The following is a 24,735-nucleotide window of genomic DNA, read 5'->3' as shown; positions in this document are numbered from 1 at the left end:
CACACTGCGCCTGCTTTCGCGGAGCCCGGTCGGAGCGCCTCGTCCGCAGTCACCGTGTCCGTCTCCGGCCTCGGCGCCCGGGGCCGTGTGCCTTCCGTGCCCGGTACCAGTGGCCGGTGCCGGGGCAGGTCCCGAACCCCGGCTTGTGGCCAACGTCTGTGCTCAACGTCGATGGTCGACATCAGTGGTCAACGTCGTTGGTTAACGTCCATTAACCACTGCGCCCAAGGTTAACGCTCGCTAACCCTCCTGTCTAGAATGGATTCATGAGCACGCAGACGGAGGCCACCCCCACCCGCCGCGAGCAGATCCTGCGGGAGGCTGCCCGTCTCTTCGCCGAGCGCGGCTTCCACGGTGTCGGCGTCGACGAGATAGGAGCGGCGGTCGGGATCAGCGGTCCCGGGCTCTACCGTCATTTCGCGGGCAAGGACGCGATGCTCGCCGAGCTCCTCGTCGGTATCAGCGAGCGGCTGCACGAGGGCGGCCGCATGCGCGTGGAGGAGTCGGCCGCCGCGGGTCTCGCCCCGGAGGCGGTTCTGGACGCGCTGATCGCCGGGCACATCGACTTCGCGCTCGACGACCGGTCGCTGATCACGCTCCACGACCGTGAGCTGGACAGGCTTCGTGAGAGCGACCGCAAGCAGGTGCGCAAGCTCCAGCGGCAGTACGTCGAGCTGTGGGTGGACGCGGTGCGGGCCATCTACCCGGAGCTGACGTCGCTCGAGGCGCGCGTCGCGGTGCACACCGTCTTCGGCCTGCTCAACTCCACCCCGCACCTGAGCGGTTCGTCGGCCCTGCCCGACCGCGAGACCACGGCCGCTCTGCTGCACCGACTCGCGCGGGGTGCCCTCGCCGCCGCCCCGGCCGAAGCGGAATCGGGGCGCGGGCGTGCCGGCTCCGCGGGCACCACCGCCGCTACGACCTCTGGACAGCGCAGCTGACCCGCGGGTAGCTTGTTGGCTGAGCAAGCGCTTAGCCATGCTGAGTCGGTCCGTACGCGCGCGCATCCTGCCGTTGCCTTCTGCCCGTGCGGGCTCTTCGGCCCGGTGCGCGAGAGAGCGGGACATGAGGAGGCGTGCCATTGCGACGCACGGTTTTCGGCGAGGACCACGAGGCATTCCGTCAGACCATCCGGGACTTCATCCGGGCCGAGGTCGTACCCCACTATCCGGAATGGGCCGAACAGGGCTATGTCCCGAGGAGCTTCTACAAGAAGCTCGGTGAGCTGGGCGTCTTCGGCATCGAGGTCCCGGAGGAGTACGGCGGCGCGGGCGAGCGGAGCTTCAAGTTCAACGCGGTGGTCACCGAGGAGTGCGCGCGGGCCGGCGTCAGCTTCGGCGGGTCCAGCGTCCACACCGCGCTGTGTCTGCCCTACATACTCAAGTACGGCTCCGAGGAGCAGAAGCGGCGCTGGCTGCCGTCCTTCGTCTCCGGCGACATGATGACCGCGATCGCCATGACCGAGCCCGGCACCGGCTCCGACCTGGCGGGCATGAAGACCACGGCCCGGCTCTCGGAGGACGGCAAGCACTACGTGCTCAACGGTGCCAAGACCTTCATCACCGGCGGGGTCCAGGCCGACCGCGTCCTGGTGTGCTGCCGTACGTCGCCTCCGGACCCCGAGGACAGGCGCGGCGGCATCTCCATCCTCGTCGTGGACGCCGAGAGCGAGGGCTACGCGGTCGGCAGGAAGCTCGACAAGCTGGGTCTGCGGGCTTCGGACACCGCCGAACTGTCCTTCACCGACGTCAAGGTGCCCGTCGAGGACATGCTCGGGGAGCCGGGCAAGGCCTTCACCTACCTCACGCACAACCTGCCGCAGGAGCGGCTGGGCATCGCCATCGGCGCGTACGCCATGTCAGCGGCCGCTGTGCGGTTCGCGCACGAGTACGTCAAGGAGCGGACCGTCTTCGGACGTGAGGTGGCCTCGTTCCAGAACACCAAGTTCGTGCTGGCCGACTGCAAGGCCGACGTCGACGCCATGCAGGCCGTGTGCGACCGCGCTCTGGAGGCGCTGGACGCCGAGGAGTTGACGGCCGCGGACGCCGCTTCGGCGAAGCTGTTCACCACGGAGCTGGCCGCCCGCGTCATCGACAAGTGCCTGCAACTGCACGGCGGTTACGGCTACATGCTCGAGTACCCGATCGCCAGCCTGTACGCCGACACCCGGGTCTCGCGAATCTACGGCGGCACGAGCGAGGTCATGCGCTCGATCGTGGCCAAGTCGATGGGGCTGTGACGGTGCGTCCGGTGGCCACGGTTCCGGATGTGATCCGGAACGCTTCACTCCGGTTTGTGATCTGCGCCGTAACCGCAGGTAGTTCACGACAGGCACAATCGCCGGCATGAGCAATGAACTGACGTCCCTGATCGACCTGCTCGATCTGGAGCGGGTCGAACAGGACATCTACCGGGGCGACAGCCGGGCGGCCGTCGTCCCACGGGTGTTCGGCGGGCAGGTCGCCGCGCAGGCACTCGTCGCCGCGTGCCGGACCGTGCCCGAAGGGCGTCTCCCGCACTCCCTGCACTCCTACTTCCTCCGCCCCGGCGACCCGGGCGCGCCGATCGTCTACACCGTCGACCGCATCCGGGACGGACGCTCCTTCACCACCCGCCGGGTCGTGGCCGTCCAGCACGGGCAGCCGATCTTCCACCTGTCGAGTTCTTTCCAGGCGTACGAGGAGGGGCTGGAGCACCAGGAGCCGATGCCGGAGGCGCCCGATCCCGGAACTCTGCCGACGGCCGAGGACATGATGCCCCGGTACGCCGAGCTCTTCCGCGGCTCGGACGTGCCGCAGCGGCTGATGAAGGCGCGCGCCGCCGTCGATCTGCGGTACGTGCGCGAACCCCCGTTCGCCAGTGCGGGACAGCCGCGGGAGCCCCGTTCGCAGGTCTGGTTCCGTACGAACGGGAAGCTGGACGGCCCGCTCGACGACCCGACGCTGCACATCTGCCTCGCCACGTACGTCTCCGACATGACGCTGCTGGACTCGGTGCTGCTGGCGCACGGCCGCGGTGGCTGGGCGGTCGGCGACGTCGTCGGGGCGAGCCTGGACCACGCGATGTGGTTCCACCGTCCCTTCCGCGCGGACGAGTGGCTTCTGTACGACCAGGCCAGCCCGACCTCCCAGGGCGGACGCGGTCTCGGCAGCGGGCGGATCTTCACCCGCGACGGCCGGCTCGCGGTGTCGGTGATCCAGGAGGGTGTCGTCCGGGTGCCGCGCGGCCGGGACTGACCGTCGGCGGTCAGGGCCGACCGCGCGCGGCGCACGGCATGTGCCGTGCGCCGCAAGGGAATTCGGGCGAGGGCCCGGAACGGAAGTTCAGCAGGTCTCCAGCTCCGTGAAGAGCGTCAGCCACTGCTGAGGGGGCACCAGCCCGACCGGGGCCGACGGGTCCGCGTCCGCCCGGGCGAAAGCCGCGCGGACACGTGCCGTGCGGTGCCGCCGCGACAGCGTCGCCGCGAGCGAACCGCCCACCCCGGTGAAGCCGTGAGCGACGAAGTCCCGATAGGCGGGCATGAGTCCGGGCGGCAGCAGCGGCCTGTCGCGCCGCTCGATCCGCAGCACCGCCGAGTCCGTGCGCGGCACGGGTGTGAACGACTCGCGCCCGACGCGTCCCAGCCGCCGCCACCCGAACTGCGGCCAGGTGCTCACGGTCAGCAGCGGCCAGCGCCCCCAGCCGCCGGTCGACCTGGCGGCGTACTCGAACTGCGTGAGGAGCGTCGCCGAGGTCAGCTGCGGCGCGGCCAGGCACCAGCGGACGATGTCGGTCGTGCGGGAGTAGGGGATGTTGCCCACCACGGCGAACGGCTCGCGCGGTGCCCGGGAGCGGAGGAAGTCCCCCCGGACCACGCGCAGACCGGGCCGGCCGCCGAGGCGGCGGGAGAGCTGTGCGGCCAGTCGCGGGTCGATCTCGTAGGCGATGACGCGGCGGTCACCGGTGGCGAGATGGCGCGTCAACGCGCCTTGCCCCGCGCCGGGTTCGACGACGAGGGCGTCCGGGCGGAGTGCCCCGGCGCGGATGACGCGCCGTACGGCGGCGGTGTCGTGGAGGAAGTTCTGGGAGAGCGTCTTGCGGCGGCGTGCCACGGCGAAGTCCTCGGGTGTGTGAGGACGGGCGCGGCGGCGTGCCGGTGCGCGCGTGTGCGGCGTGCATGTGTGCACGTTGAGCGTGCGTGCGTGTGCGCGGTCGCGATGCGCGAGGAGTTCCGAGTTCCGTACGGCGCTCGTACGGCACGGCTCCGCCGGGCCTGTCCGGTCGATGGGGACACCGGAGGCCCTGGGCACGGGCCGGGACGCGTGGTGGAAGCGGTGGTGCGGCAGCGACGGCTGCGGCGGGGCGGAGCCACGGCCGGAAGAGACCGGGGCCGCGCGCGGGCAGCTCGGGAAGCCGGGTGCGCCTCAGGCGTCCTGGCGGTCGGCCAGGGCCGGGCGCCGGCCGCGCGGGCGGACGACGAGCTGGGGGCAGGCCCAGCCGGTCCCACAAGGCCCTGCGGGCATGGGGGAGGTCCACAGCGCGGCGGCGCTCGCGCCGTTGATGATCGCCTGAGTCGCTGCGGACATGGTGGGGACGCTAACCGGGTCCGGCGGAGCGGAGCAAACGGTTTTCTCCGCGTCCTCCCGTTCCCCGCGTCCTCCCGTTCCCCGCGTCCTCCCGCGGTCAGTCCGTACCGGGCTGCGCACCCGCCAGCAGGTACGAGGTGAGGGGCTCGTAGAAGCGCGGATCGGTGACGTGGTCGTCCAGCGGCACGGTGACCGCGAGGGTGTTCTCCGCCTCGCCGAGAAAGAGCGCCGGGTCGTTGCAGTCCGCGAAGCCGACCGTCTCGATGCCCTGCTGCCCGGCGTATCCCGCCCAGCCGTGGTCGGCCACGACGAGGTCCGGCGGAGCTTCCCCGGCCCGCCCGAGCTGGTCCAGCACGGCGGCCATCGGGGCGGGGGAGTGGGTGTGCCACAGGGACGCTCCCCGCTCGTGCACCGCGACGCCGCCGAACTGCACCACCACACCGTCGTCCGTGTACGTGCCCAGCGGTACGCGGACGATCTCGCAGCCCTCTGCGTGCAGCCACTGCGCGAGCGTTCCGTGCATGTCGAGCAGCGCGCCGGGGTGTCCCGTCGCGAAGAGCACGCGCATACGGCCCTCGGCCGCCTTGCGCAGCTCCGCCGCCGCCCGGTCGAGGGCGCCCACGGTCATCTCCGGGTCGATGGTGTCCTGGCCGCCGCGGTGGTCCGGGTCGTCGACGACGCCGCAGCGCTCCGCCATCACCGCCAGCACGTCCTGTTCGTCGCTCCAGCGGTCGCCGAGCTCGAGGCCGAGCCAGTAGTAGCGGTCGCCGTTTGCGAGCTTGCGGTAGTGGGAGAGGTTGTTCTCGCGGGGGGTGGCCACGTCGCCGGCGATGCGGGTACGTACGAGGTGGTCGATGAGCTCGGACCTGGACGGTGCGACGGCGGGCGCGAATATGGGCATGCGGTCATTGTCACCCTTGCCGTGCGGGCCGCGTCCCGCGCACCCCGGGAACTGCCGTGCGCCCCCCGTTCCCGGCACACATGTACGCGGCGGACAAGTCGGCGCCCGCGGCTTCCGGTTACGTCCAACGAGCGGCCGCTTCCCCTGCGTCTACGCTCGCGCCCATGAGCACACCTGAGCAGCACGGACAGTCCCAGCCGAGCGGCGGGCAGCCCGCGCACGCGCCGCAGCCGGAGCCCGTCGGGCCGGTGGACAGCTCCCGCGTGCCCCGCTACGCGGGGCCGGCGACATTCGCGCGGCTGCCCCGTATGGACGAGGTCGGCGGCAGCGCGGACGTGGCCGTCGTCGGCGTCCCCTTCGACACCGGGGTCTCCTACCGGCCCGGCGCGCGCTTCGGCGGCAACGCGATCCGCGAGGCCTCCCGGTTGCTGCGCCCGTACAACCCGGCGCAGGAGGCCGCGCCGTTCGCCCTCGCGCAGGTGGCGGACGCCGGTGACATCCCGGCGAACCCGTTCGACATCGGCGAGGCCGTGGAGACCGTGCAGGAGGCGGCCGACGGTCTGCTCGACAGCGGCGCCCGGCTGATGACACTCGGCGGCGACCACACCATCGCCCTGCCGCTGCTGCGTTCGGTCGTGCGGAAGCACGGACCGGTCGCCCTCCTCCACTTCGACGCCCATCTCGACACCTGGGACACCTACTTCGGGGCGGCGTACACGCACGGCACACCGTTCCGGCGGGCCTTCGAGGAGGGGCTGCTGGACACCTCGGCCCTCTCCCACGTCGGCACCCGCGGCCCCCTCTACGGACGGAAGGACCTGGACGAGGACGCGAGGATGGGATTCGGCATCGTCTCCTCGGCGGACGTGATGCGCCGCGGCGTGGACGAGGTGACGGACCAGCTGAGGCAGCGCATCGGCGGGCGGCCCCTCTACATCTCGGTGGACATCGACGTGCTCGACCCTGCACACGCGCCGGGCACCGGCACCCCCGAGGCCGGTGGACTGACCTCACGCGAGCTGCTGGAGATCATCCGCGGTCTCGCGGGCTGTCACCTTGTCTCCGCGGACCTGGTGGAGGTCGCCCCCGCCTACGACCACGCGGAGATCACGTCCGTCGCCGCCTCGCACACGGCCTACGAGCTGACGACGGTCATGGCACGGCAGATCGCCGAGGCACGGGCGGGGCGTTAGGGGCACGAGCGCCTGACGGGCTCCGTGCGAATCCGGTTCTGCCGTGCGAATCCGGTTCGACAAGTGGTTCGAGAGACGCACATGGGGCGGTTTCCAGCCGTCTTGGGGACGGACTGTATGCGCTTGCTCGCACACCGTGCATACCGGGGGCCCGACGGGCCGCTGGAACATGGCTGGTGGAAGCGGTGCGTGTGATTGCACTCACAGACAGTAAGCGGTAACTGTGCGAACGTGGTTCAACGCAAAACGTTACTGAATCTGGTCGGTCGGTGGTGCATCTCGTGAAAGTTCCCGACAGACTTCCCACTGCGGTCCCGCGGGATGGGGACGACACATGACGGCGACAGCGTCGGCCCTGTGGGGGGTGCCACCTGTCAGCATTCCATGGACGTCCCCGCCGGGGCGGTCGGAGAGCCCCTCGCTCTCCCGACCGCCCCGGTTTGCGTTCGGGCCCGGTTCGCCTTCCGGTCCGGCCGGTTCCCCCTGGTCCTCCCGTACCGGGCAGGTGGTCCCCGGGTACCGGGCAGGACCTAAGCCGAAAGTCGGGACTTCGCCGCCGGCCGCCGCCGCGGGATGAATCCCCTGCCCCGGGACGTTGCAGCCTTCGGCGACAGCGCGTGGGACCACTCCCACGCGCAAGGCACACCGCGGGGAACGGGAAGGCGAGGCACAGGGTGACGACGGGGACGGAACCGGCCGACGAGACGCAGCACGGGCAGGGCCGGGGCCCGCGGAGCCGGGCGGAGGAGCCCGGCAGCCGTGAACCCGGGCAGACGGAGAAGGGCGGGCAGGCGGGCAAGGCCGGGAAAGCCGGGAGGGCGGCGCCCGCCGGGCCGCCGGTGCAGCAGGGCTGGGCGAAGCGGCTCGCCGGGTACTGCTGGCGCTACCGGCGCGCCGTCGTGCTGGCCGTAGGTGCCTCGCTCGCCGGCATGGGCGTCATGGCGCTCGTCCCGCTGCTCACCAAGGTGATCATCGACGACGTGGTCGTCGGGCACGAGGGCGGCCTCGCCCTGTGGATCGGGTTGCTGCTGCTCGCAGCCGGTGCCGTCTACGTCCTCACCTACGCGCGCCGCTACTACGGCGGCCGGCTCGCCCTCGACGTCCAGCACGATCTGCGGACCGAGATGTACCGCGCGATCATCCGCCTCGACGGTCGCAGCCAGGACGAACTGTCGACCGGCCAGGTCGTCGGGCGCGGCACGAGCGATCTGCAGCTCGTGCAGAGCCTGCTGTTCATGCTGCCGATGATGATCGGGAACGTGCTGCTCTTCGCGGTCGCGCTCGTCGTCATGATCGTGCTCTCGCCGGTGCTCACGCTCGTCTCGGTCGCCGTCTTCCCCGCGCTGTGGTGGATCGCCAACCTCAGCCGCACGCGGCTCTTCCCGGCGACCTGGTACGCGCAGCAGCAGGCAGGTGCCGTGGCGTCCGTCGTCGAAGGGGCCGTCACGGGCGTGCGGGTGGTGAAGGGGTTCGGTCAGGAGGAGCAGGAGAAGGGCAAGCTGCGCCGCATCAGCCGCGAACTGTTCGCAGCGCGGCTGCGGACGGTGCGCCTCAACTCCCGCTACACGCCCGCCCTGCAGAGCGTGCCCTCGCTGGGGCAGGTCGGCATGCTGGCGCTGGGCGGGTGGATGGCCACGCGGGGAGAGATCACTCTCGGCACGTTCGTCGCCTTCTCCACCTATCTCGCGCAGCTCGTCGGGCCCGTGAGGATGCTCGCGATGATGCTGACCGTCGGGCAGCAGGCACGTGCCGGCGTCGAGCGGGTCTACGAACTCATCGACACCGAGCCCCAGATGACCGAGCGGCCCGGCGCGCACGAGCTGCCCGCCGACGCCGAGGCGTCCGTGGAGTTCGACGACGTCGCCTTCGGATACGAGCGCCAGGACAACGCTGCGCAGGACGGTGCCGACGGAACCGGCGACAGTCACGGCACCGGAACCGGCGACAGTCACGTCAACGGAACCGGCGACGGCCACGGCACCGGCGCCGACGGCGGCCACGGAGCGCGGGACGGGCACGGCCCCGCCCCGCGCGGGCGCGTCCTGGACGGCTTCCGGCTGCGGGTGAAGCCCGGGGAGACCGTCGCCGTCGTCGGCTCCAGCGGCAGCGGCAAGTCGACCCTGGCCATGTTGCTGCCCCGCTACTACGACGTGACGAGCGGCGCCGTACGGGTCGGCGGGCACGACGTGCGCGATCTGACGATCGGCTCGCTGCGGTCCGCGATCGGGCTCGTCCCGGAGAACAGCTTTCTCTTCTCCGACACCATCCGCGAGAACATCGCCTACGGCGCTCCCGATGCGACCGACGAGGAGATTCACGCCGCTGCCCGCATCGCACAGGCCGACGGTTTCATCGCCGAACTGCCCGACGGTTACGACACCACCGTCGGCGAGCAGGGGCTGACTCTCTCCGGCGGCCAGCGCCAGCGCATCGCCCTCGCCCGGGCCGTGCTGACCGACCCGCGGCTGCTGCTCCTCGACGACGCGACGTCCGCCGTCGACGCGCACGTCGAGTACGAGATCCACGAAGCGCTCCGGAGCGTGATGGCGGGCCGTACGACGCTGCTCATCGCACACCGGCAGTCCACGCTCGCCCTCGCCGACAGGATCGCCGTACTGGACCGCGGGCGCCTCGCCGACGTCGGAACGCACGAGGAGCTGACGGAGCGCTGCGCGCTCTACCGCAGGCTGCTGACCGACCCCGACGAGCTGGGCGAGGTCGAGCGCGACCCCGCGGGCCTGGCGGGCCCCGGCGCGGTGCCGGCCGGTGCCGCACCGGCCGGAACGGACGCCGTCCCGGCCGAGGGCGGCATCACGCCCCAGCTGTGGGTGCGCGCCGACGGCTCGTCGCCCGACGGCGACTCCGGCCCGGGGCGCACCGACGTGAGCGGAGCCCAGGCCGGCCGCCCCGGAGGCTTCGCCTCCGAGCTGGCCGCCTCACCGGGCAGTCCCGAACTCCTCGCCCGCGTGGCCGCGTTGCCGCCCGCCGAGGACGTGCCCGACGTCGACGAGGCCGACGCGGAACGGCCCGAGGAGTCCTACGGGCTGCGCCGCCTGCTGCGCGGCTTCGGCGCCGCCCTCGCGGTGGCGCTGCTCTTCGCGGCCTTCGACGCCGGGTTCGGACTGGCGCTGCCCGTGCTGATCCGCAACGGCATCGACGACGGAGTCCAGAAGGCGGCGCTCGGCGCGGTCTGGACGGCCTCCGCGCTGGCGCTGGCGGTCGTGGCCGGGCAGTGGGTGGCGCAGTACGCCGCGATGCGGCTGACGGGCCGTACCGGTGAACGCGTCCTGTACGCGCTGCGGGTGAAGATCTTCGCGCAGCTTCAGCGTCTCGGCCTCGACTACTACGAGCGCCACCTCGCCGGCGCGGTCATGACGCGCATGACCACCGACGTGGATGCGCTCTCGACGTTCCTCCAGACCGGCCTCGTCACCGCCGTCGTCTCCGTCTTCACCTTCCTCGGCATCCTCGTCGCGCTGTTCGTGCTCGACGTGCAGCTGGCGCTGGTGGTCTTCGCGACGCTGCCGTTCCTGATCGTCGGGACGGTCTACTTCCGCCGTCACAGTGTCAAGGCGTACGAACTGGCGCGTGAGCGCGTCAGCGTCGTCAACGCCGACCTCCAGGAGTCCGTCGCGGGGCTGCGCATGGTGCAGGCGTTCCGCCGCGAGCGGCGCGGCACGGCCCGCTTCACCGAGCGCAGCGACGGGTACCGGCGGGCGCGGGTGCGCGGGCAGTGGCTGATCTCGGTGTACTTCCCGTTCGTGCAGCTCCTGGCCGCGTTCGCGACGGCCGGTGTCCTCGTCGTCGGCGCCGGACGCATCGAGGAGGGGACGCTCACCGCGGGCGCCCTCGTCGCCTACCTCCTCTACATCGAGTTGTTCTTCTCGCCGGTGCAGCAGCTCTCCCAGGTCTTCGACGGCTACCAGCAGGCGTCGGTGGCGCTCGGCCGCATCCAGCAGCTGCTGCGTGAGGAGACCACGACCCCGGCCCACCCGGAGCCGGTCGACCCGGGCTCGCTGCGCGGCGAGATCACTTTCGAGAACGTGCACTTCCGCTACGCGACGGCCGAGGGCGGCAAGCACGAGGAAGAGGCGCTCTCCGGTGTCGAACTGACCGTTCCGGCAGGGCAGACCGTCGCGTTCGTCGGTGAGACGGGCGCCGGCAAGTCGACCCTCGTCAAGCTGGTCGCCCGCTTCTACGACCCGACGACGGGAGCGGTGCTGGTCGACGGCAAGGACCTGCGCACTCTCGACCTGCCCGCCTACCGGCACCGTCTCGGCGTCGTCCCGCAGGAGCCGTACCTCTTCCCGGGGACGGTGCGCGACGCGATCGCGTACGGGCGCAGCGACGCCGACGACGCCCAAGTCGAGGCGGCGGCAAGGGCGGTGGGGGCCCACGACATGATCGCCACCCTGACCGGCGGCTATCTGCATCCGGTCTCCGAACGCGGACGCAACCTCTCCGCCGGACAGCGGCAGCTGATCGCGCTGGCGCGGGCCGAGCTGGTCGACCCCGACATCCTGCTGCTCGACGAGGCGACCGCCGCGCTGGACCTGGCGACGGAGTCGCTGGTGAACCAGGCGACGGACCGTCTCGCCGGGCGGCGCACCACTCTCGTCGTCGCCCACCGTCTGACGACGGCCGCGCGCGCCGACCGGGTCGTGGTCCTCGACCACGGAAGGGTCGTGGAGGACGGCACGCACGGCGAACTGCTGGAGCGGGACGGCAAGTACGCGAGGCTGTGGCGCACCTTCGCCGGGGGCACGGAACCGGCCGGGATGCCGGCGGCGGAGCCTTCGCGGTCCCAGGTCTGACGGCTGCAGCACTCCCGGATCACGGGCGGCGCGTTCACGGGGACGCGCCGCCCGCGGTCCTGCGCCGCGTCCTGTCCGGTGTCCTGCGCGGTGTCCTGCCCGGGGTCCTGCGCGGTGTCCTTCCCGGTCTGTTCCGCGTCCGGAGACCGCTCAGTCCCGGCACAGCTCCACGATGTACTCGTCCACCGTCTGCACCATGCCGCCGCCCGGCAGCGCTTCGCCCTCCGCGCGCCAGTGCACCGCCGACACCTCGTTGTTGGGGACGAACGTGCGCGGCCGCTCGATGCGCGCCGTGAAGACCCCGCCGTACAGGACCCGTCCGCTCGCGCCCAGCGCCGTCCGCGTGTGGCCGACGAACCGCAGCTCGCCGGGCTCCAGCAGCTGACCCGTCTCCTCCCGCAACTCCCGTACGGCCGCCGCCCTCGGGGACTCCCCGGGTTCGATCCCGCCGCCCGGCAGCTCCCAGCACTCACGTTCCCGCTCGTACACCATCAGCACTTTCGCCCCGTGCCAGAGCACGACCAGCGCGTACCCCATGGGTGCGTCGTCGAAGGCGGCGTCCTCCGGCCGTTCCCGCGCGTCGTGGAAGGCGAGCAGCGCCATGTTGCGCGGCCCGGTCACCAGGGGCTGCGGCTGACACGGGTGGTCGGTCATGCCACGCAGCCTAGAGGGTTCCCTCGCCGGGGCCTCCCCGCCGGGAGGCTGTGACTCATGCGACATCTCGTGCAGGGCGCGACAGATCTGGCGGTACGTCATCCGTGCCGGTAAGTTCACTGCGAACTTTGACGGGATCCAGGGGAGAGCGCATGCGAAGAACGCTCAGATGGACGCTGTCGCTTGCGGTGCTCATAGGCACCGCCGGCGCCGGGGGAGCGTCGGCGACGGCCGCCACAGCGGCCGGCAACGACATCAAGGACCGCATCCTCGCGATCAAGGGGATGAGCTTCATCGAGGAGAAGAAGGTCGAGGGCTACCGCTTCTTCCTCCTCAACTACGAACAGCCGGTGGACCACAGGAACCCCGGGAAGGGGACCTTCAAGCAGCGGATCTCCCTGCTGCACAAGGGCGAGGACCGGCCCACCGTCTACTTCACCTCCGGCTACGGGCTGAGCGAGGAGCCCAGGCGCAGCGAGCCGACGCAGCTGACCGACGGCAACCAGGTCTCCATGGAGTACCGGTTCTTCACGCCGTCCCGGCCCGACCCCGCCGACTGGTCGAAGCTGGACATCTGGCAGGCGGCCAGCGACCAGCACCGCATCTTCAAGGCGCTGAACAAGATCTACGGCGAGCGCTGGATCTCCACCGGCGGCAGCAAGGGCGGAATGACGGCGACGTACTACCGCCGCTTCTACCCCAAGGACATGGACGGCACCGTCGCCTACGTCGCGCCCAACGACGTGAACAACGACGAGGATTCGGCCTACTACAGCTTCTTCGAGAAGGTCGGCTCCAAGGAGTGCCGGGACCGGCTCAACGCCGCGCAGCACGAGATCTTCGACCGCCGGGGCGAGATGGTGAAGCGGCTGAAGAAGCTCGCCAAGGAGCAGGGCTACACCTTCAAGGTGGTCGGCAGCGCGGACAAGGCCTTCGAACTCGTCGCCCAGGACATCGTGTGGGGCTTCTGGCAGTACCACCTCGAGAAGGAGGAGTGCGACGCCGTGCCCTCCACCAAGGCCTCGAGCGACGAACTGTGGGACTGGGGCAACGAGATCGGCGGCTGGGAGGCCGGCACCGACCAGGGCATCGAGTACTACACGCCGTACTACTACCAGGCCGGTACGCAGCTGGGCTCGCCCGACTACGAGTCGCCGCTCCTGGACGACGTGCGCAAGTACCCGGGTCTCAACAAGCCCCGCACCTACGTGCCGCGGGACATCCCGATGAAGTTCGAGCGCAACGCAATGAAGGACATCGACAAGTGGGTGCGCACGAAGGCGTCCCGGATGCTCTTCGTCAACGGTGAGAACGACCCGTGGAGCGCGGAGGCGTTCAGCGTCGGCAAGGGCACCGAGGACTCGTACGTCCTGGAGGCGCCCGGAGCCAACCACGGTGCGAACATCGCGAAGCTGAGTGAGAAGGACAAGGAGACGGCGACGGCCGCCCTGCTGGAGTGGGCCGGGGTGGAGCCCGCGAGCGGTGCGACGCCGAAGCGTCTGACGAAGCCCGACGCGGACCTGGACCGTCCCGTCAAGCAGGAGCGGATGCTGCGGCCGTAAGGCTTCCGGCGGCTTCCGGCACCTGCCGGCGTCCGACGGGCGTCCCCGTTCACGCACGACAACCGGTGCCCGGCCGGGGCCTGTTCGGCCCGGCCGGGCACCGGCATGTCCGCGTCCGTGAGGCATGTCCGCGTCCGTGAGGCATGTCCGCGTCCGTGCGGCTGGGGCGGCGGCAGGTCAGCGTCGGTGGCAGGTCAGCGACAGGGGCGTGGCAGGGCGCCGGCACGGGCCCCCGGCGTCGCGGGTGCCTTCACTTCCCTGCGTCGTCCCCCGTCATCAGGCTCCGCAGGTGGTCGCGTACCGACGGCAGGAGCTCGGGCAGGTCCGGCACCTGCGGGTACCAGCGCTTCTCGTACTCCCAGCACAGCCAGCCGCGGGCCGAGTCGGAGTGCGGCCCGGTGGCCACGCTTCCGTCCGTCCCGACGGCGCCGATGGGGTCCTTCGCGTCGCCGGCGTGCGTGAGGAGCCCGACCACCTCGCGCAGCGGCAGCACGCCCCGGCCGGGCGGCAGTGGCGTGGTGTCCTCCGCGGAGGCGATGTCCTTCACCTGCACATAGCCCAGGAACGGCGCGAGGAGGCGCTGACTGGCGCCCGGGTCCTCGCCCGCGCGCCAGGTGTGCATGACGTCCCACAGCGCTCCGGCCGAGGCGTGACCCACGGCGGCGAGGACGCGGGCGGCGTCCTCGCCGGTGCTGTGGGAGTCGTGCGTCTCCAGCAGCAGCCGCACTCCGAGGTCCGCGGCGAGCGGCGCCAGCGCCGCGAGCCGCCGGGCGGCGGTCGCGTCGCTCTCCTCGCGGCTGCTGTCGCCGCCGCCGGGGAAGACCCGTACGAACGGAGCGCCCAAGTCCCTCGCGAGCTCCATGAGTTCCTGCACGTCCGTCAGTACGGCGTCGTCGTCGCCGGGGGCGGCGACCTTGGCGTAGCCGGCGAGCGAGAGGACCTCCACTCCTGCCTGCTTGAACTCCTCGACCACGTCGACACGTTCGGCCAGGGTCAGGCCCGGATGGACGGGCTCCTCCGCGTGTGCCCGCAGCTCCAGGCCCTCGAAGCCGGAGTCGGCCGCGAGGCGTACGGCTTCGGGGACAGGTACGGAAGGAATGCCGAGGGTGGAGAAGGCGAGTCGCATGGGCACAGCGGATCAGATGGCCATGGCCTCGTACAAGCTCCGGGCGTCAACTGATCGCGTGTGCCCCCGCACCGGGGTGTGAGAGGCGGCGTCCCAGCTCAGCCGCGGGGCCCGGGCGGCGGGGCGGTGGAGCCGCGCGCCAGCAGTTCGGTGCGGACGGTGGCGACACCGCCGGGTGGCGGAGTCTCGCGGCCGAGGGCGAGCCGCCCGGCGCGGGCGCCCGCGTCGTGCAGCGGAATGCGGACGGTGGTGAGCGTCGGCGAGGCGTCGGCGCTGAAGGGAAGGTCGTCGAAGCCCGCGACGGAGACGTCCTCGGGGATGCGCAGCCCCTGGTCGCGCAGCGCGGCGCAGACGCCGAGGGCCACGGTGTCGTTCGCGGCGAGGACGGCGGTCAGACGGGGCACGCGGCGCAGCAGTTCGAGGGCACCGTCGTAGCCGGAGGAGCGGTCGTAGGCGCCGCCGTGCACGGTGAACTGATCGGCGTCGGCGAGGAGTTCGGGGGCTGCGGCGCGGAGCGCGAGCCGGTGGCCCTCCAGGCGGTCGCGGGTGGTGGTGCGGTCGGAGGGCCCGGTCACGTAACCGATGCTGCGGTGCCCGAGGGAGAGGAGGTGTTCGGTGAGCCTTCGGCTGCCGCCGCGGTTGTCGAAGGCGATCGTGACTATGCCGTGCCCGCTGTCCGCGCCGGAGCCCACGGACTCCCCGCCCTGTCCGTCCTCCTTCGGCGCTCGTGCCTTCTCCCGTGCCGCGCCTTCCGGCTCCTGGTGCTCGGGGGCGAGAGGGGGCCGGCCGCACAGCACGATGCGGGTGCCTCCGGAGGCGAGGCGGCGCAGCCGGGTCGCGAGTGCGGCGCCGTGCTTCTCGTCCTCCACGCCGCTGCCGGTCAGGACGACGGCGGCCGCGCGCTGGCGCTGAAGGTGCGTGAGATAGCTCAGCTCACTCTCGGTGGATCCGCCGGTGTTGCAGACGACTGCGAGCTTCTGGCCGCCGGCACCGCTCTGCCCGACGGTGCCCATCTCGCTCTGCACGGCGCTGGCGATGATGCCGAAGAACGGGTCGGCGATGTCGTTGACCAGGACGCCGACCAGGTCGGATGTGGACGCGGCGAGTGCGCTGGCGGGGCCGTTGACGACGTACTGGAGCTCCTCGACCGCGCGCATGACCCGTGTGCGGGTGGCGCCCGCGACGGGGTAGTTGCCGCTCAGCACGCGCGAGACGGTCGCTGCCGAGACCCCTGCGCGCGTCGCCACATCGGCCAGAGTCACTGCCATCCAGTCCTCCGTTGTCCACAGTCCACGTACATGTCTTCGGGGAGCGCCTTCACCGGGCGGCCCCGCACTCGTGCTCCGACGCGGCGGCGGGTCGACGCGCGAATGTGCATCGGTGCAGCGCACACGGCACAGTCGGGTTCGTCGGTGGCCGGGCGCGCCCATGTTCTCACTCCGCGTGTCCCTTGGTGACTGCAACCGGATCACCGGCCGGTTCCGGCCGGGACATTCCGGCCCCCTCGTGCACGGGGTCTTGTCCTGTCATATCAAGCACCCTTAGTGTCCTCGCACAGTAAGCGCTTGCACTCTTGGGGAGGCCACTGCTGTATGGCGTTCGAGAAGACTCCGGTACGCGCCGCGGTCGTCGGCACCGGCGGCATCATCACCGGAGCTCACCTGCCGGCGCTGCGGGCGCACGCGGACCGTGTGCGTCTGGTGGGCGCGGTCGACGTCGACGAGAGCCGTCTCGCGGACTTCCTCGGCGAGGCCGGGGACGGTGTGAGCGGATACCCGGGCATGACGGAGATGCTCGCGGCCGAGGAGCCGGACCTCGTGCTCGTCGGGACGCCGCCCTCCCTCCACGCCGAGCAGGCGCGCGCGGCGCTGCGCGCCGGGGCGTGGGTGCTGTGCGAGAAGCCGCTGTGCCTCTCGCTCGCCGAGTACGACGCCATCGCGGCGGAAGAGGGGACGCCGGCCGGGGGTGCCGGTGAGGCCGGAGTCCCGCCGGGCACCGGCGAACCGGCCGCCTGCGGGGGCCCGTTCGCCTCCGTCGTCTTCCAGCACCGCTACGGCTCCGGAGCGGCGCACGCCCGTGGCCTGCTGCGCTCCGGAGACCTCGGGGCGCCGCTGGTGGCCCACTGCCAGACCACCTGGCACCGCGACGCGGAGTACTACTCCGTTCCCTGGCGCGGACGTTGGGCCACGGAGGGCGGCGGTCCGACAATGGGCCACGGCATCCACCAGATGGACCTGCTGCTGCATCTCCTCGGCGAATGGAGCGAGATACGGGCCATGGCGGGGCGTCTCGTGCACGACGTCGAGAGCGAGGACGTCTCGACGGCCCTCGTCCGCTTCGAGAACGGCGCCATGGCGACCGTCGTCAACAGCGTCCTGAGCCCGGACGAGGTCAGCCGCATACGCATCGACTGCGCGGACGCCACGGTCGAGTTGACGCACCTGTACGGGTACGGCAACGACGACTGGGCCTACACCCCCGCCCCGCACGCCCGCAGCCGGACGGAACGCACCTCGCACTGGCGCACCCCCGCCGCCGACGTGCCCAGTTCGCACGCGGCCCAGCTCGGCGGCTTCCTCGACGCCATGGAGAAGGGCGAACGGCCCCCGGGCAGCGGGCCCGACGCCCGCCGCACACTCGAATTCCTCGCCGCGCTCTACAAGTCGGCGTTCACGGCACAGCCCGTGCAGCAAGGTGAAATCACACCGCAGGACCCCTTCTACCGCGCCATGCACGGCGAACACCCGGACTGGGCCCCGAAGGAGCACTGACAGCACGATGAGCGCAGATGTCCCCCGCGACCACCTCCCCGTCACCGTCACTCACACCCACGGCGAGCGCATAGGCGTCGAAGCCGCCGGCACGGAACTGATGTCCTACGTCTACGCCCCCGATCCGGTGGCCTTCGAATCGCGCAAGCCGTACGCGCATCCGCTGCGCACCCTCGCCGGAAGCACCGTCACGGGCTACCGGCCCAACGACCACCGCTGGCACAAGGGCCTGCAGATGACGGCCAGCCACCTGTCGGGCCAGAACTTCTGGGGCGGCAACTGCTATGTGCACGGGGAGGGTTATCTGCCGCGTCCCGAACTCGTCGGGTCCATGCGGCACGACGGCTTCGACGCGTTCGAAGTGGCCGACGACAGGCTGGACTTTACCGAGCTGCTGACCTGGGTCGAGAACGGCGGCGACGAGTGGGCGCGCGAACGGCGCCGTGTCGCGCTGCACTCCGTGGACGCGCGGAGCGGCACGTACGCGATCGACTGGGCCATCGAGCTGACCAACACCCGTGACAAACCACTGGAGTTCGGCTCGCCGACGACGCATGGCCGCGACATGGCCGGCTACACCGGACTTCAGTGGCGCGGTCCCCGGGACTTCACCGGCGGCCAGGTCCTCTCACCCGCCGGGCCGAGCACCGACGAGGAGATGATGGGGCAGCCGGCCACCGAGCACCCGTGGATCGGATTCGTCGGCGAACACGACGACGTGGACGCGCACTCGACGCTGGTCTTCGCGCACGCGCCCGGCAACGAGGAGTCCGTGCACGCCTCGCACTGGTTCGTACGCTCCGAACCCATTCCGAGCGTGGCCTTCTCCTGGGCCTTCTTCGACGAGTTCGTCCTGCCGCCGGGCGGCTCCTTCGCGTACCGCTACCGGGTGCTCGTCGCCGACGGAGCCCTGGACGCGGACGGGATCGAGCGCCACCTGAAGTCGATTCCCTGGTGAAGGGCGAGGCCCAGGGGCCGCCGCACCACCGGCCGTGAACCCCCGGTCCCGTGACCGCCCCGGGCCCACGGAGCCGTGCACCGCCCCGTGAACCACCCCGTGAACCGCCCCGTGAACCACCCACCCTGAAAGCCGAGTTGAAGGAGAGAGAACGTGCTTGACGCGCCGCTGCCCGGCGGGATCGGCCTGTCGCACATCACCGCCTACGACTGGGAGGCCGCAGACGGAGTGTGCGGCGGCAGCCCCCACATCCACCTCGCCTGCACGGAGGCGTACGTCGTCACCGGGGGAGAGGGCGCCGTGCAGACGCTCACGCCCGGGGACGGCTTCACCGAGACCCCGCTGGAGCCCGGTGTGATCGCCTGGTTCACGCCGGGGACCGTGCACCGGATGGTGGGCGGCGACGGGCTGCGGGTGACCGTGCTGATGCAGAACAGCGGCCTGCCCGAGTCGGGAGACGCGGTGTTCACCTTTCCGCAGGAGGTGCTGGCCGATCCCGGGGCGTACGCCGCCGCGGCGGCGCTGCCCGCCAAGGAGGGCCCCGAGGCCGACCGCGCGGCACGCGAGCGGCGCGATCTCGCCGTCGCCGGCTACCTCCTCCTCAGGGACGCGGTGAAGAGCGGCGACAGCGAGCCGCTGCACGCGTTCCACCGCGCCGCCGCACGCCTCGTCGCCCCCAAGGTGGCTGCCTGGCAGCCGCGTTGGCGGGACGGCGCGCTCGCCGCCGCGGAACTCACCGGGCAGCACCTCGCCGCCCTCGCCTGCGGCGACGCCTCCCACCTCTCCGGCGCCCGCGCCCGCTCGACGGGGCCCACGCGGCGCGGCGGCTACGGGATGTGCGGACGCCGCGACGAGTACGAACTGCCCGGGACCACGCTGCCGTACTACGGCGAATAGCCGGGAGCCCCCGGCCACCGCGTGACGAGACATCCAGGCACCCCTGCCTCCTGACCGCCCGCCTCCGACCACCCCCGCCCGCACGTACCGGAAAGGTTCATCGCATGCCCGCATCCAGGACGAGGGCGTCCTGCGCGGCAGCCGTGGCGATCGCCCTGTGCGCGACGCTCGCCGGCTGCGGGGGCGGACCCTCGGCCGCCGCCGACGGAAAGGTCACGCTCCGCTTCACGTGGTGGGGCAACGCCGACCGCGCCGCCCGCACCGAGAAGGCCGTTGCGGCCTTCGAACGGGCCCATCCGTCCGTCGACATCCAGACCTCCTACTCCACGTACGAGTCGTACAAGCAGAAGCTCGCCACCCAGGCGGCGGGCGGCGACGTGCCCGACCTCATCCAGCTCGACTACCGGCAGATCAGCCAGTACGCGGATTCCGACGTGATGCTCGACCTGTCCCGGCAGCGCCGGCACCTGTCCACGGACAAGATGGACCCGGCGCTGCTGCGCACCGGGCAGGTCCGCGGCACGCAGTTCGCCCTGCCGATGGGAGTGGGCACGCAGACGGTCGCATACGACAAGAAGGCCTGGCGTGACGCCGGGGCCGAACCGCCCGAGGCGGGCTGGAGTTGGCAGGACTGGGTGCGGGCGCTGCGCAAGGTGAAGGAGCACCGCGGCTCCTACGCCATGACGGACCCGGGCGCCGCGGAGGACCAGTTCGAGATCTGGCTGCGCGGCCGGGGGAAGAAGCTCTACACCGACGACGGACGGATCGCCTTCAGCGCGGGCGACCTGGCACGCTGGTGGACCTTCACCTCGGCGCTGCGCAAGGAGGGCCTGGTCAGCCCCGCCACGGACACCACGCAGATGTCCGGCTCGGTGGAGGACGCACCGATGGGACGCAAGAAGGCCGTCGCGGAGTTCAACTGGGACGCGCCCTCCGCTGGTTACGAGGCGATGTACGGCGACCGGCTCGCCATCGCCCCGACGCCCACCGGCGAGGACGGCACCTTCGGGCAGTACTACAAGCCCTCCATGCTGCTCGGCATCGCCTCCCGCAGCGAACACCCCCGCGAGGCCGCCCAGTTCATCGACTTCTTCCTCAACTCCGACAAGGCCGCCGACATTCTCGGCGTCGACCGGGGCACGCCGGTCAACAGCACACAGCGCCGCAGGGTGCTCTCCACGGTGACGGGCTTCCAGAAGCAGGTGGCGCAACTCCAGTTGTCGTTGCAGGGCAAGCTGAAGGCGCCGCCCGCAGCTCCGCCGCGCGGTGACAACGGACTCCAGTCCACCTTCCAGCGGGACTACGACCAGGTCTCCTTCGAGAAGCTCTCACCGCGCGAGGCCGCCGAGAACTTCCTCACCGAGGCACGAGCGGAGCTGAGGCACTGATGGCGGAACCGTCGACGACTTCGCGCACCCGGGCGGCTCCTCCCGCGGCTGCGCCCGGCAGCAGCTCCCCGCTCCCCGGGGCCCGCACGCCCGCCACCGCTGCACCCGGTGCGCGCGGGCGCCGCCCCGGCCGCCCGCCCAGGCGCGAACGGCAGGGCCCGGCCTGGGTGTTCCTCTCCCCGTGGGTGCTGGGTGCGTCCGTGCTCACCCTGCTGCCGATGGCCGTCTCGCTCTACCTGTCGTTCACCGACTACAACCTCTTCGATGCTCCGTCGTGGGTCGGCCTGCGCAACTACGTCCAGATGTTCACCGAGGACCCGCGGCTGCTCCGCTCCGTCGGCAACACGCTGCTCTACGTCCTCGTCGCCGTGCCGCTGCAACTCGCCCTGGCGCTCGCCGTCGCCGTCGCGCTGAAGTCGATGAGGCGCGGACGGAACTTCTACCGCTCCGCCTTCTACGCGCCTTCTCTGCTCGGCGCCTCCATGAGCGTCGCGCTGGTGTGGCGGGCGATGTTCAACGACGGCGGCACCGTCGACAACCTGCTGAGCGGCCTCGGCCTCCACATCGGCGGCTGGGTCAACCGGCCGGGCTGGGCGCTGCTGGCCGTGGCGCTGCTGACCGTGTGGCAGTTCGGCGCGCCCATGGTCATCTTCCTCGCCGGGCTCCAGCAGATTCCGCGGGACCTGTACGAGGCCGCCTCCGTGGACGGGGCGGGCAGGTGGCGCCAGTTCGCCTCGATCACCCTGCCGATGCTCTCTCCCGTGCTGTTCTTCAACCTGGTGCTCCAGACCATCCAGGCCTTCCAGGTCTTCACTCCCGCCTTCGCGATCAGCAGCGGCCGGGGCGGCCCCGCGGACTCCACGCTCTTCTACACGCTCTACCTGTACGAACGGGGCTTCACCGCCTCGCACATGGGCTACGCCTCGGCGATGGCCTGGATGCTGCTGCTCGCCATCGGCATCGTCACGGCGGTGCTCTTCCGCACCTCCCGGTCCTGGGTCTTCTACGCGAACGAGGAGGCGGCCTGATGTCCGTCACCGCTGTCCACGGGCAGCACCGCCGCACCGACTGGCGGCGCGTCGCGCTCCACGGAGGTGCCCTGGCCGTGCTCGTCGTGCTGCTCTACCCGCTGGCCTGGCTGGTCGCCACCTCGTTCAAACCGGCGGACGAAGTCCTCGCCAGCCTCGCCCTGCTGCCCTCCCGGCTGGCCACGGAGAACTACGGCACCGCGGCCGAGGGCATCGAAGGCGTCACCCTGCTTCAGCTGTTCGGGAACTCGCTGACGATCTCGCTCGGTGCCGTCGTGGGCAACGTGCTCAGCTGCTCCCTGGCCGCGTACGCCTTCGCGCGGCTGCGGTTCACCATGCGCGGGCCGCTGTTCGCCTTCATGATCGCCACGATCATGCTGCCGCACCACGCCGTGCTGATCCCGCAGTACATCGTCTTCAACCAGCTCGGCATGGTGAACACGTTCTGGCCGATGGTGCTGCCGAAGTTCCTCGCCACGGACGCCTTCTTCGTCTTCCTCATCGTGCAGTTCATGCGCGGGCTTCCTCGCGAACTGGACGAGGCGGCGAAGATCGACGGATGCGGACCGTTCCGCATCTTCGCCCGGGTCGTGCTTCCGCTCACGAGGCCCGCGCTGATCACCACGGCGATCTTCACCTTCATCTGGACGTGGAACGACTTCTTCACGCAGTTGATCTACCTCTTCGAGCCGGCCAAGTACACACTCACACTGGCGCTGCGCACCTTCGTCGACACCTCCAGCCAGTCCGCCTACGGGCCGATGTTCGCGATGTCGGTGTTCGCGCTGCTGCCGATCGTGCTGTTCTTCCTGGCCTTCCAGCGGCTGCTCGTCGAGGGCATGGCCAACTCCGGGCTGAAAGGCTGAACTTCCGTGAGCACTTCGCGGATACCCCGTGACCGCGGCGACCTCTTCGGGGCGCGCTTCGAACTCTTCGCCGACGTACTGGCGCTGGGCCTCGCCGCGGCCGTCGCCTCCCTGCCGCTGGTCACGTTCCCGGCGGCGCTGTCCACCGCGTGCACGCTGCTTCGGCGCCGGCGCCTGTTCGCCGAACCCTGCACGGCGGGACGCTACTTCACCGTGCTGCGCCGGCGGCTGGCCCGGCGCGGCGAATGGGCCGCGGGAGCTGTCGCGCTCGCGTTCGGCGCGCTGGTCGCCGCCGACGCCGGGCTCGCCTCGGCGGGCCTGCCGGGCGCGGGGCCCTTCGCGCTGGCCCTGGCGGTGGTCGCCACCGCGGCCGCGGTCGTGGGGCTGCGCGCGAGCGCCCAGCGGTCCCACGAGCAGTTGCCGGGCTGGCTTCCCGCCGTGCAGGCGGGCGCCGTCCGTACGGTGAAGGATCTGCCGGGCAGCGGCCTGGTGCTGCTGGCCGTGCTGACGGCGGCCGTGTGCGCGTGGGCGCTGCTGCCCGTCGTCCTGCTGCTTCCCGGGCCGCTGGCCCTGGCCCTGACCGCCGTCGAACTGCGGCAGGGGAGCGGACGGTGAGCAGGGCCGCCGCCGGGCGCGTGCCGTCCCGGTTACCCGTACGCGCCGGCCCGGCCGGCCGGGGACTTGTGGCCCCGGGAGCCATGCGGCTAGCTTTCCCGTGTAGAAAGCGCTTGCTGTCGATCTTGCCAATCCCTGGCGCGAAGCCGAAGGAGACCACCCACGTGACACGCAGGACAGTGCGCATCGCCATGAACGGCGTGACCGGACGCATGGGGTACCGCCAGCATCTGGTGCGCTCCATCCTGGCCATCCGCGAGCAGGGCGGCATCGACCTCGGCGACGGCAGCATGCTGTGGCCCGAGCCGGTGCTCGTCGGCCGCCGCGACCTCGCCCTCAAGGCGATCGCCGAGCGGCACGGACTGGACGAGTGGAGCACCGACCTCGACGCCGTCCTCACAGACGCCAGCATCGACGTCTACTTCGACTCCCAGGTCACGAGTGCCCGCGAGGACGCACTGCGCAAAGCGATCGGCGCCGGGAAGCACATCTACACCGAGAAGCCCACCGCCACCGGTCTCGACGCAGCCCTCTCCCTCGCCAGGCTCGCGCACGAGGCGGGCATCAAGCACGGCGTCGTCCAGGACAAGCTCTTCCTGCCGGGTCTGCTGAAGCTCAAGCGCCTCGTCGACGGCGGCTTCTTCGGGCGCATCCTCTCCGTGCGCGGCGAATTCGGCTACTGGGTCTTCGAGGGCGACTGGCAGGAGGCGCAGCGCCCCTCCTGGAACTACCGGTCCGAGGACGGCGGCGGCATCGTCGTCGACATGTTCCCGCACTGGGAGTACGTGCTCCACGGGCTCTTCGGCCGGGTCACCTCCGTACAGGCGCTCGCGGTGACACACATCCCGCGCCGCTGGGACGAACAGGGGCGGGCCTACGACGCGACGGCGGACGACTCCGCGTACGGCGTCTTCGAACTCGACGGCGGCGTCGTCGCGCAGATCAACTCCTCGTGGGCGGTGCGCGTCAACCGCGACGAACTCGTCGAGTTCCAGGTCGACGGCACGGAGGGCTCGGCCGTCGCCGGGCTGCGCCGCTGCCGCGCACAGCACCGGTCGGGCACGCCCAAGCCCGTGTGGAACCCGGACCTGCCGGCCACGGAGGTCTTCCGCGAGCAGTGGCAGGAGGTCCCGGACAACGGGGAGTTCGACAACGGCTTCAAGGCCCAGTGGGAACTCTTCCTGCGGCACGTCGTGCTCGGCACGCCGTACGACTGGGACCTGCTCGCCGGAGCCCGCGGCGTCCAGCTCGCCGAACTCGGCCTGCGCTCGTCGGCGGGGGGCCGCCGCATGTCCGTTCCGGAGCTGTCGCTCTGAGACCCGGTCCGGCCCCGGGACCGGCTCCCGGGCGGGGGCCGGCGGGGTCCGGTCCCCAAGTCCCGTTCCACAGTCCCGATT

20 protein-coding genes are annotated in these 24,735 nt (G+C 71.4%); 14 read left to right on the top strand and 6 right to left on the bottom strand.

Annotated features, from left to right (window positions below):
- Positions 1–266: 266 nt before the first annotated feature.
- The 3 genes from H180DRAFT_RS07060 (at position 267) to tesB (ending at position 3,236) form a co-directional block, all read left to right on the top strand.
- On the top strand, positions 267–941 hold the full coding sequence (locus tag H180DRAFT_RS07060; protein WP_079099906.1) for an SACE_7040 family transcriptional regulator: 675 nt from the start codon (positions 267–269) through the stop codon (positions 939–941).
- A gap of 140 nt (positions 942–1,081) precedes the next feature.
- Positions 1,082–2,239 carry an acyl-CoA dehydrogenase family protein gene (locus H180DRAFT_RS07055; protein WP_055485112.1) on the top strand — a complete coding sequence of 386 codons (1,158 nt, stop codon included), beginning with the start codon at positions 1,082–1,084 and terminating at the stop codon, positions 2,237–2,239.
- Positions 2,240–2,345: 106 nt separating this feature from the next.
- Positions 2,346–3,236, top strand: coding sequence for an acyl-CoA thioesterase II (gene tesB, locus H180DRAFT_RS07050; RefSeq protein WP_055485111.1), 891 nt, complete (start codon positions 2,346–2,348; stop codon positions 3,234–3,236).
- Between the two features lie 87 nt (positions 3,237–3,323).
- Here the strand turns inward: tesB and erm are convergent, their stop codons facing one another.
- The 3 genes from erm to H180DRAFT_RS07035 all read right to left on the bottom strand — a co-directional run bounded on the left by erm (position 3,324) and on the right by H180DRAFT_RS07035 (position 5,466).
- Positions 3,324–4,091, bottom strand: a complete 768-nt coding sequence (erm, locus tag H180DRAFT_RS07045; RefSeq protein WP_055485284.1) for an ErmE/ErmH/ErmO/ErmR family 23S rRNA (adenine(2058)-N(6))-methyltransferase — start codon at positions 4,089–4,091, stop codon at positions 3,324–3,326.
- Positions 4,092–4,403: 312 nt separating this feature from the next.
- Complete coding sequence (locus tag H180DRAFT_RS29740) at positions 4,404–4,565, bottom strand: hypothetical protein (RefSeq protein WP_159033564.1); 162 nt, start codon at positions 4,563–4,565, stop codon at positions 4,404–4,406.
- A gap of 97 nt (positions 4,566–4,662) precedes the next feature.
- Positions 4,663–5,466 (bottom strand): phosphatase, encoded by an 804-nt coding sequence (locus H180DRAFT_RS07035; protein ID WP_055485109.1) that lies wholly within the window; start codon positions 5,464–5,466, stop codon positions 4,663–4,665.
- A 164-nt stretch (positions 5,467–5,630) separates the two neighbouring features.
- On the opposite strand from H180DRAFT_RS07035, the gene speB reads away from it, so the two are divergent.
- Both speB and H180DRAFT_RS07025 read left to right on the top strand, forming a co-directional pair.
- Entirely contained in the window at positions 5,631–6,659 is a 1,029-nt protein-coding gene (speB, locus tag H180DRAFT_RS07030; RefSeq protein ID WP_254665912.1) for an agmatinase, read from the top strand.
- Between the two features lie 839 nt (positions 6,660–7,498).
- On the top strand, positions 7,499–11,473 hold the full coding sequence (locus H180DRAFT_RS07025; protein ID WP_055485282.1) for an ABC transporter ATP-binding protein: 3,975 nt from the start codon (positions 7,499–7,501) through the stop codon (positions 11,471–11,473).
- A 150-nt stretch (positions 11,474–11,623) separates the two neighbouring features.
- Here the strand turns inward: H180DRAFT_RS07025 and H180DRAFT_RS07020 are convergent, their stop codons facing one another.
- The gene (locus H180DRAFT_RS07020) at positions 11,624–12,127 is read right to left on the bottom strand and encodes an NUDIX hydrolase (RefSeq protein ID WP_055485108.1); all 504 of its coding nucleotides are present in this window, start codon (positions 12,125–12,127) and stop codon (positions 11,624–11,626) included.
- A 152-nt stretch (positions 12,128–12,279) separates the two neighbouring features.
- On the opposite strand from H180DRAFT_RS07020, the gene H180DRAFT_RS07015 reads away from it, so the two are divergent.
- Entirely contained in the window at positions 12,280–13,689 is a 1,410-nt protein-coding gene (locus H180DRAFT_RS07015; protein WP_055485107.1) for a S28 family serine protease, read from the top strand.
- Between the two features lie 250 nt (positions 13,690–13,939).
- Here the strand turns inward: H180DRAFT_RS07015 and H180DRAFT_RS07010 are convergent, their stop codons facing one another.
- Both H180DRAFT_RS07010 and H180DRAFT_RS07005 read right to left on the bottom strand, forming a co-directional pair.
- A complete protein-coding gene (locus tag H180DRAFT_RS07010; RefSeq protein WP_055485281.1) occupies positions 13,940–14,815 on the bottom strand; it encodes a sugar phosphate isomerase/epimerase family protein in 876 nt (291 codons plus the stop codon).
- Positions 14,816–14,913: 98 nt separating this feature from the next.
- Positions 14,914–16,083 carry a LacI family DNA-binding transcriptional regulator gene (locus H180DRAFT_RS07005; RefSeq protein ID WP_055485106.1) on the bottom strand — a complete coding sequence of 390 codons (1,170 nt, stop codon included), beginning with the start codon at positions 16,081–16,083 and terminating at the stop codon, positions 14,914–14,916.
- Positions 16,084–16,407: 324 nt separating this feature from the next.
- Between H180DRAFT_RS07005 and H180DRAFT_RS07000 the strand changes: the two genes are divergently transcribed.
- The 8 genes from H180DRAFT_RS07000 to H180DRAFT_RS06965 all read left to right on the top strand — a co-directional run bounded on the left by H180DRAFT_RS07000 (position 16,408) and on the right by H180DRAFT_RS06965 (position 24,654).
- Entirely contained in the window at positions 16,408–17,586 is a 1,179-nt protein-coding gene (locus H180DRAFT_RS07000; protein ID WP_055485105.1) for a Gfo/Idh/MocA family protein, read from the top strand.
- Between the two features lie 7 nt (positions 17,587–17,593).
- Positions 17,594–18,544 (top strand): DUF6807 domain-containing protein, encoded by a 951-nt coding sequence (locus H180DRAFT_RS06995; RefSeq protein WP_055485104.1) that lies wholly within the window; start codon positions 17,594–17,596, stop codon positions 18,542–18,544.
- Positions 18,545–18,697: 153 nt separating this feature from the next.
- Positions 18,698–19,441, top strand: a complete 744-nt coding sequence (locus tag H180DRAFT_RS06990) for a hypothetical protein (RefSeq protein ID WP_055485103.1) — start codon at positions 18,698–18,700, stop codon at positions 19,439–19,441.
- A gap of 104 nt (positions 19,442–19,545) precedes the next feature.
- On the top strand, positions 19,546–20,829 hold the full coding sequence (locus H180DRAFT_RS06985) for an ABC transporter substrate-binding protein (RefSeq protein WP_055485102.1): 1,284 nt from the start codon (positions 19,546–19,548) through the stop codon (positions 20,827–20,829).
- Positions 20,829–21,857 (top strand): carbohydrate ABC transporter permease, encoded by a 1,029-nt coding sequence (locus tag H180DRAFT_RS06980; protein WP_079099905.1) that lies wholly within the window; start codon positions 20,829–20,831, stop codon positions 21,855–21,857. The genes H180DRAFT_RS06985 and H180DRAFT_RS06980 overlap by 1 nt, the downstream gene beginning before the upstream one ends.
- Positions 21,857–22,723 (top strand): carbohydrate ABC transporter permease, encoded by an 867-nt coding sequence (locus tag H180DRAFT_RS06975; protein WP_055485101.1) that lies wholly within the window; start codon positions 21,857–21,859, stop codon positions 22,721–22,723. Before H180DRAFT_RS06980 ends, H180DRAFT_RS06975 begins: the two co-directional genes overlap by 1 nt.
- 6 nt (positions 22,724–22,729) lie before the next feature.
- A complete protein-coding gene (locus H180DRAFT_RS06970) occupies positions 22,730–23,338 on the top strand; it encodes a hypothetical protein (protein WP_055485100.1) in 609 nt (202 codons plus the stop codon).
- 164 nt (positions 23,339–23,502) lie between these two features.
- A complete protein-coding gene (locus H180DRAFT_RS06965) occupies positions 23,503–24,654 on the top strand; it encodes a Gfo/Idh/MocA family protein (protein ID WP_055485099.1) in 1,152 nt (383 codons plus the stop codon).
- Positions 24,655–24,735 lie beyond the last annotated feature (81 nt).

Source organism: Streptomyces sp. WMMB 322 (assembly GCF_900090145.1).
GTDB lineage: Bacteria > Actinomycetota > Actinomycetes > Streptomycetales > Streptomycetaceae > Streptomyces.
Note: the sequence above shows the minus strand (reverse complement) of the source record. Positions and strands in the feature narration are given on the sequence as shown.

What these genes read in the sequence shown, in the direction of transcription:
- H180DRAFT_RS29740 (WP_159033564.1), bottom strand. Translation starts at nt 4,565, where the DNA reads ATGTCCGCAGCGACTCAGGCGATCATCAACGGCGCGAGCGCCGCCGCG.
- H180DRAFT_RS07000 (WP_055485105.1), top strand. Translation starts at nt 16,408, where the DNA reads ATGGCGTTCGAGAAGACTCCGGTACGCGCCGCGGTCGTCGGCACCGGC.
- H180DRAFT_RS07015 (WP_055485107.1), top strand. Translation starts at nt 12,280, where the DNA reads ATGCGAAGAACGCTCAGATGGACGCTGTCGCTTGCGGTGCTCATAGGC.
- tesB (WP_055485111.1), top strand. Translation starts at nt 2,346, where the DNA reads ATGAGCAATGAACTGACGTCCCTGATCGACCTGCTCGATCTGGAGCGG.
- H180DRAFT_RS06975 (WP_055485101.1), top strand. Translation starts at nt 21,857, where the DNA reads ATGTCCGTCACCGCTGTCCACGGGCAGCACCGCCGCACCGACTGGCGG.
- speB (WP_254665912.1), top strand. Translation starts at nt 5,631, where the DNA reads ATGAGCACACCTGAGCAGCACGGACAGTCCCAGCCGAGCGGCGGGCAG.
- H180DRAFT_RS07035 (WP_055485109.1), bottom strand. Translation starts at nt 5,466, where the DNA reads ATGCCCATATTCGCGCCCGCCGTCGCACCGTCCAGGTCCGAGCTCATC.
- H180DRAFT_RS07005 (WP_055485106.1), bottom strand. Translation starts at nt 16,083, where the DNA reads ATGGCAGTGACTCTGGCCGATGTGGCGACGCGCGCAGGGGTCTCGGCA.
- H180DRAFT_RS07010 (WP_055485281.1), bottom strand. Translation starts at nt 14,815, where the DNA reads ATGCGACTCGCCTTCTCCACCCTCGGCATTCCTTCCGTACCTGTCCCC.
- H180DRAFT_RS07020 (WP_055485108.1), bottom strand. Translation starts at nt 12,127, where the DNA reads ATGACCGACCACCCGTGTCAGCCGCAGCCCCTGGTGACCGGGCCGCGC.
- H180DRAFT_RS07060 (WP_079099906.1), top strand. Translation starts at nt 267, where the DNA reads ATGAGCACGCAGACGGAGGCCACCCCCACCCGCCGCGAGCAGATCCTG.
- H180DRAFT_RS06985 (WP_055485102.1), top strand. Translation starts at nt 19,546, where the DNA reads ATGCCCGCATCCAGGACGAGGGCGTCCTGCGCGGCAGCCGTGGCGATC.
- H180DRAFT_RS06995 (WP_055485104.1), top strand. Translation starts at nt 17,594, where the DNA reads ATGAGCGCAGATGTCCCCCGCGACCACCTCCCCGTCACCGTCACTCAC.
- H180DRAFT_RS06980 (WP_079099905.1), top strand. Translation starts at nt 20,829, where the DNA reads ATGGCGGAACCGTCGACGACTTCGCGCACCCGGGCGGCTCCTCCCGCG.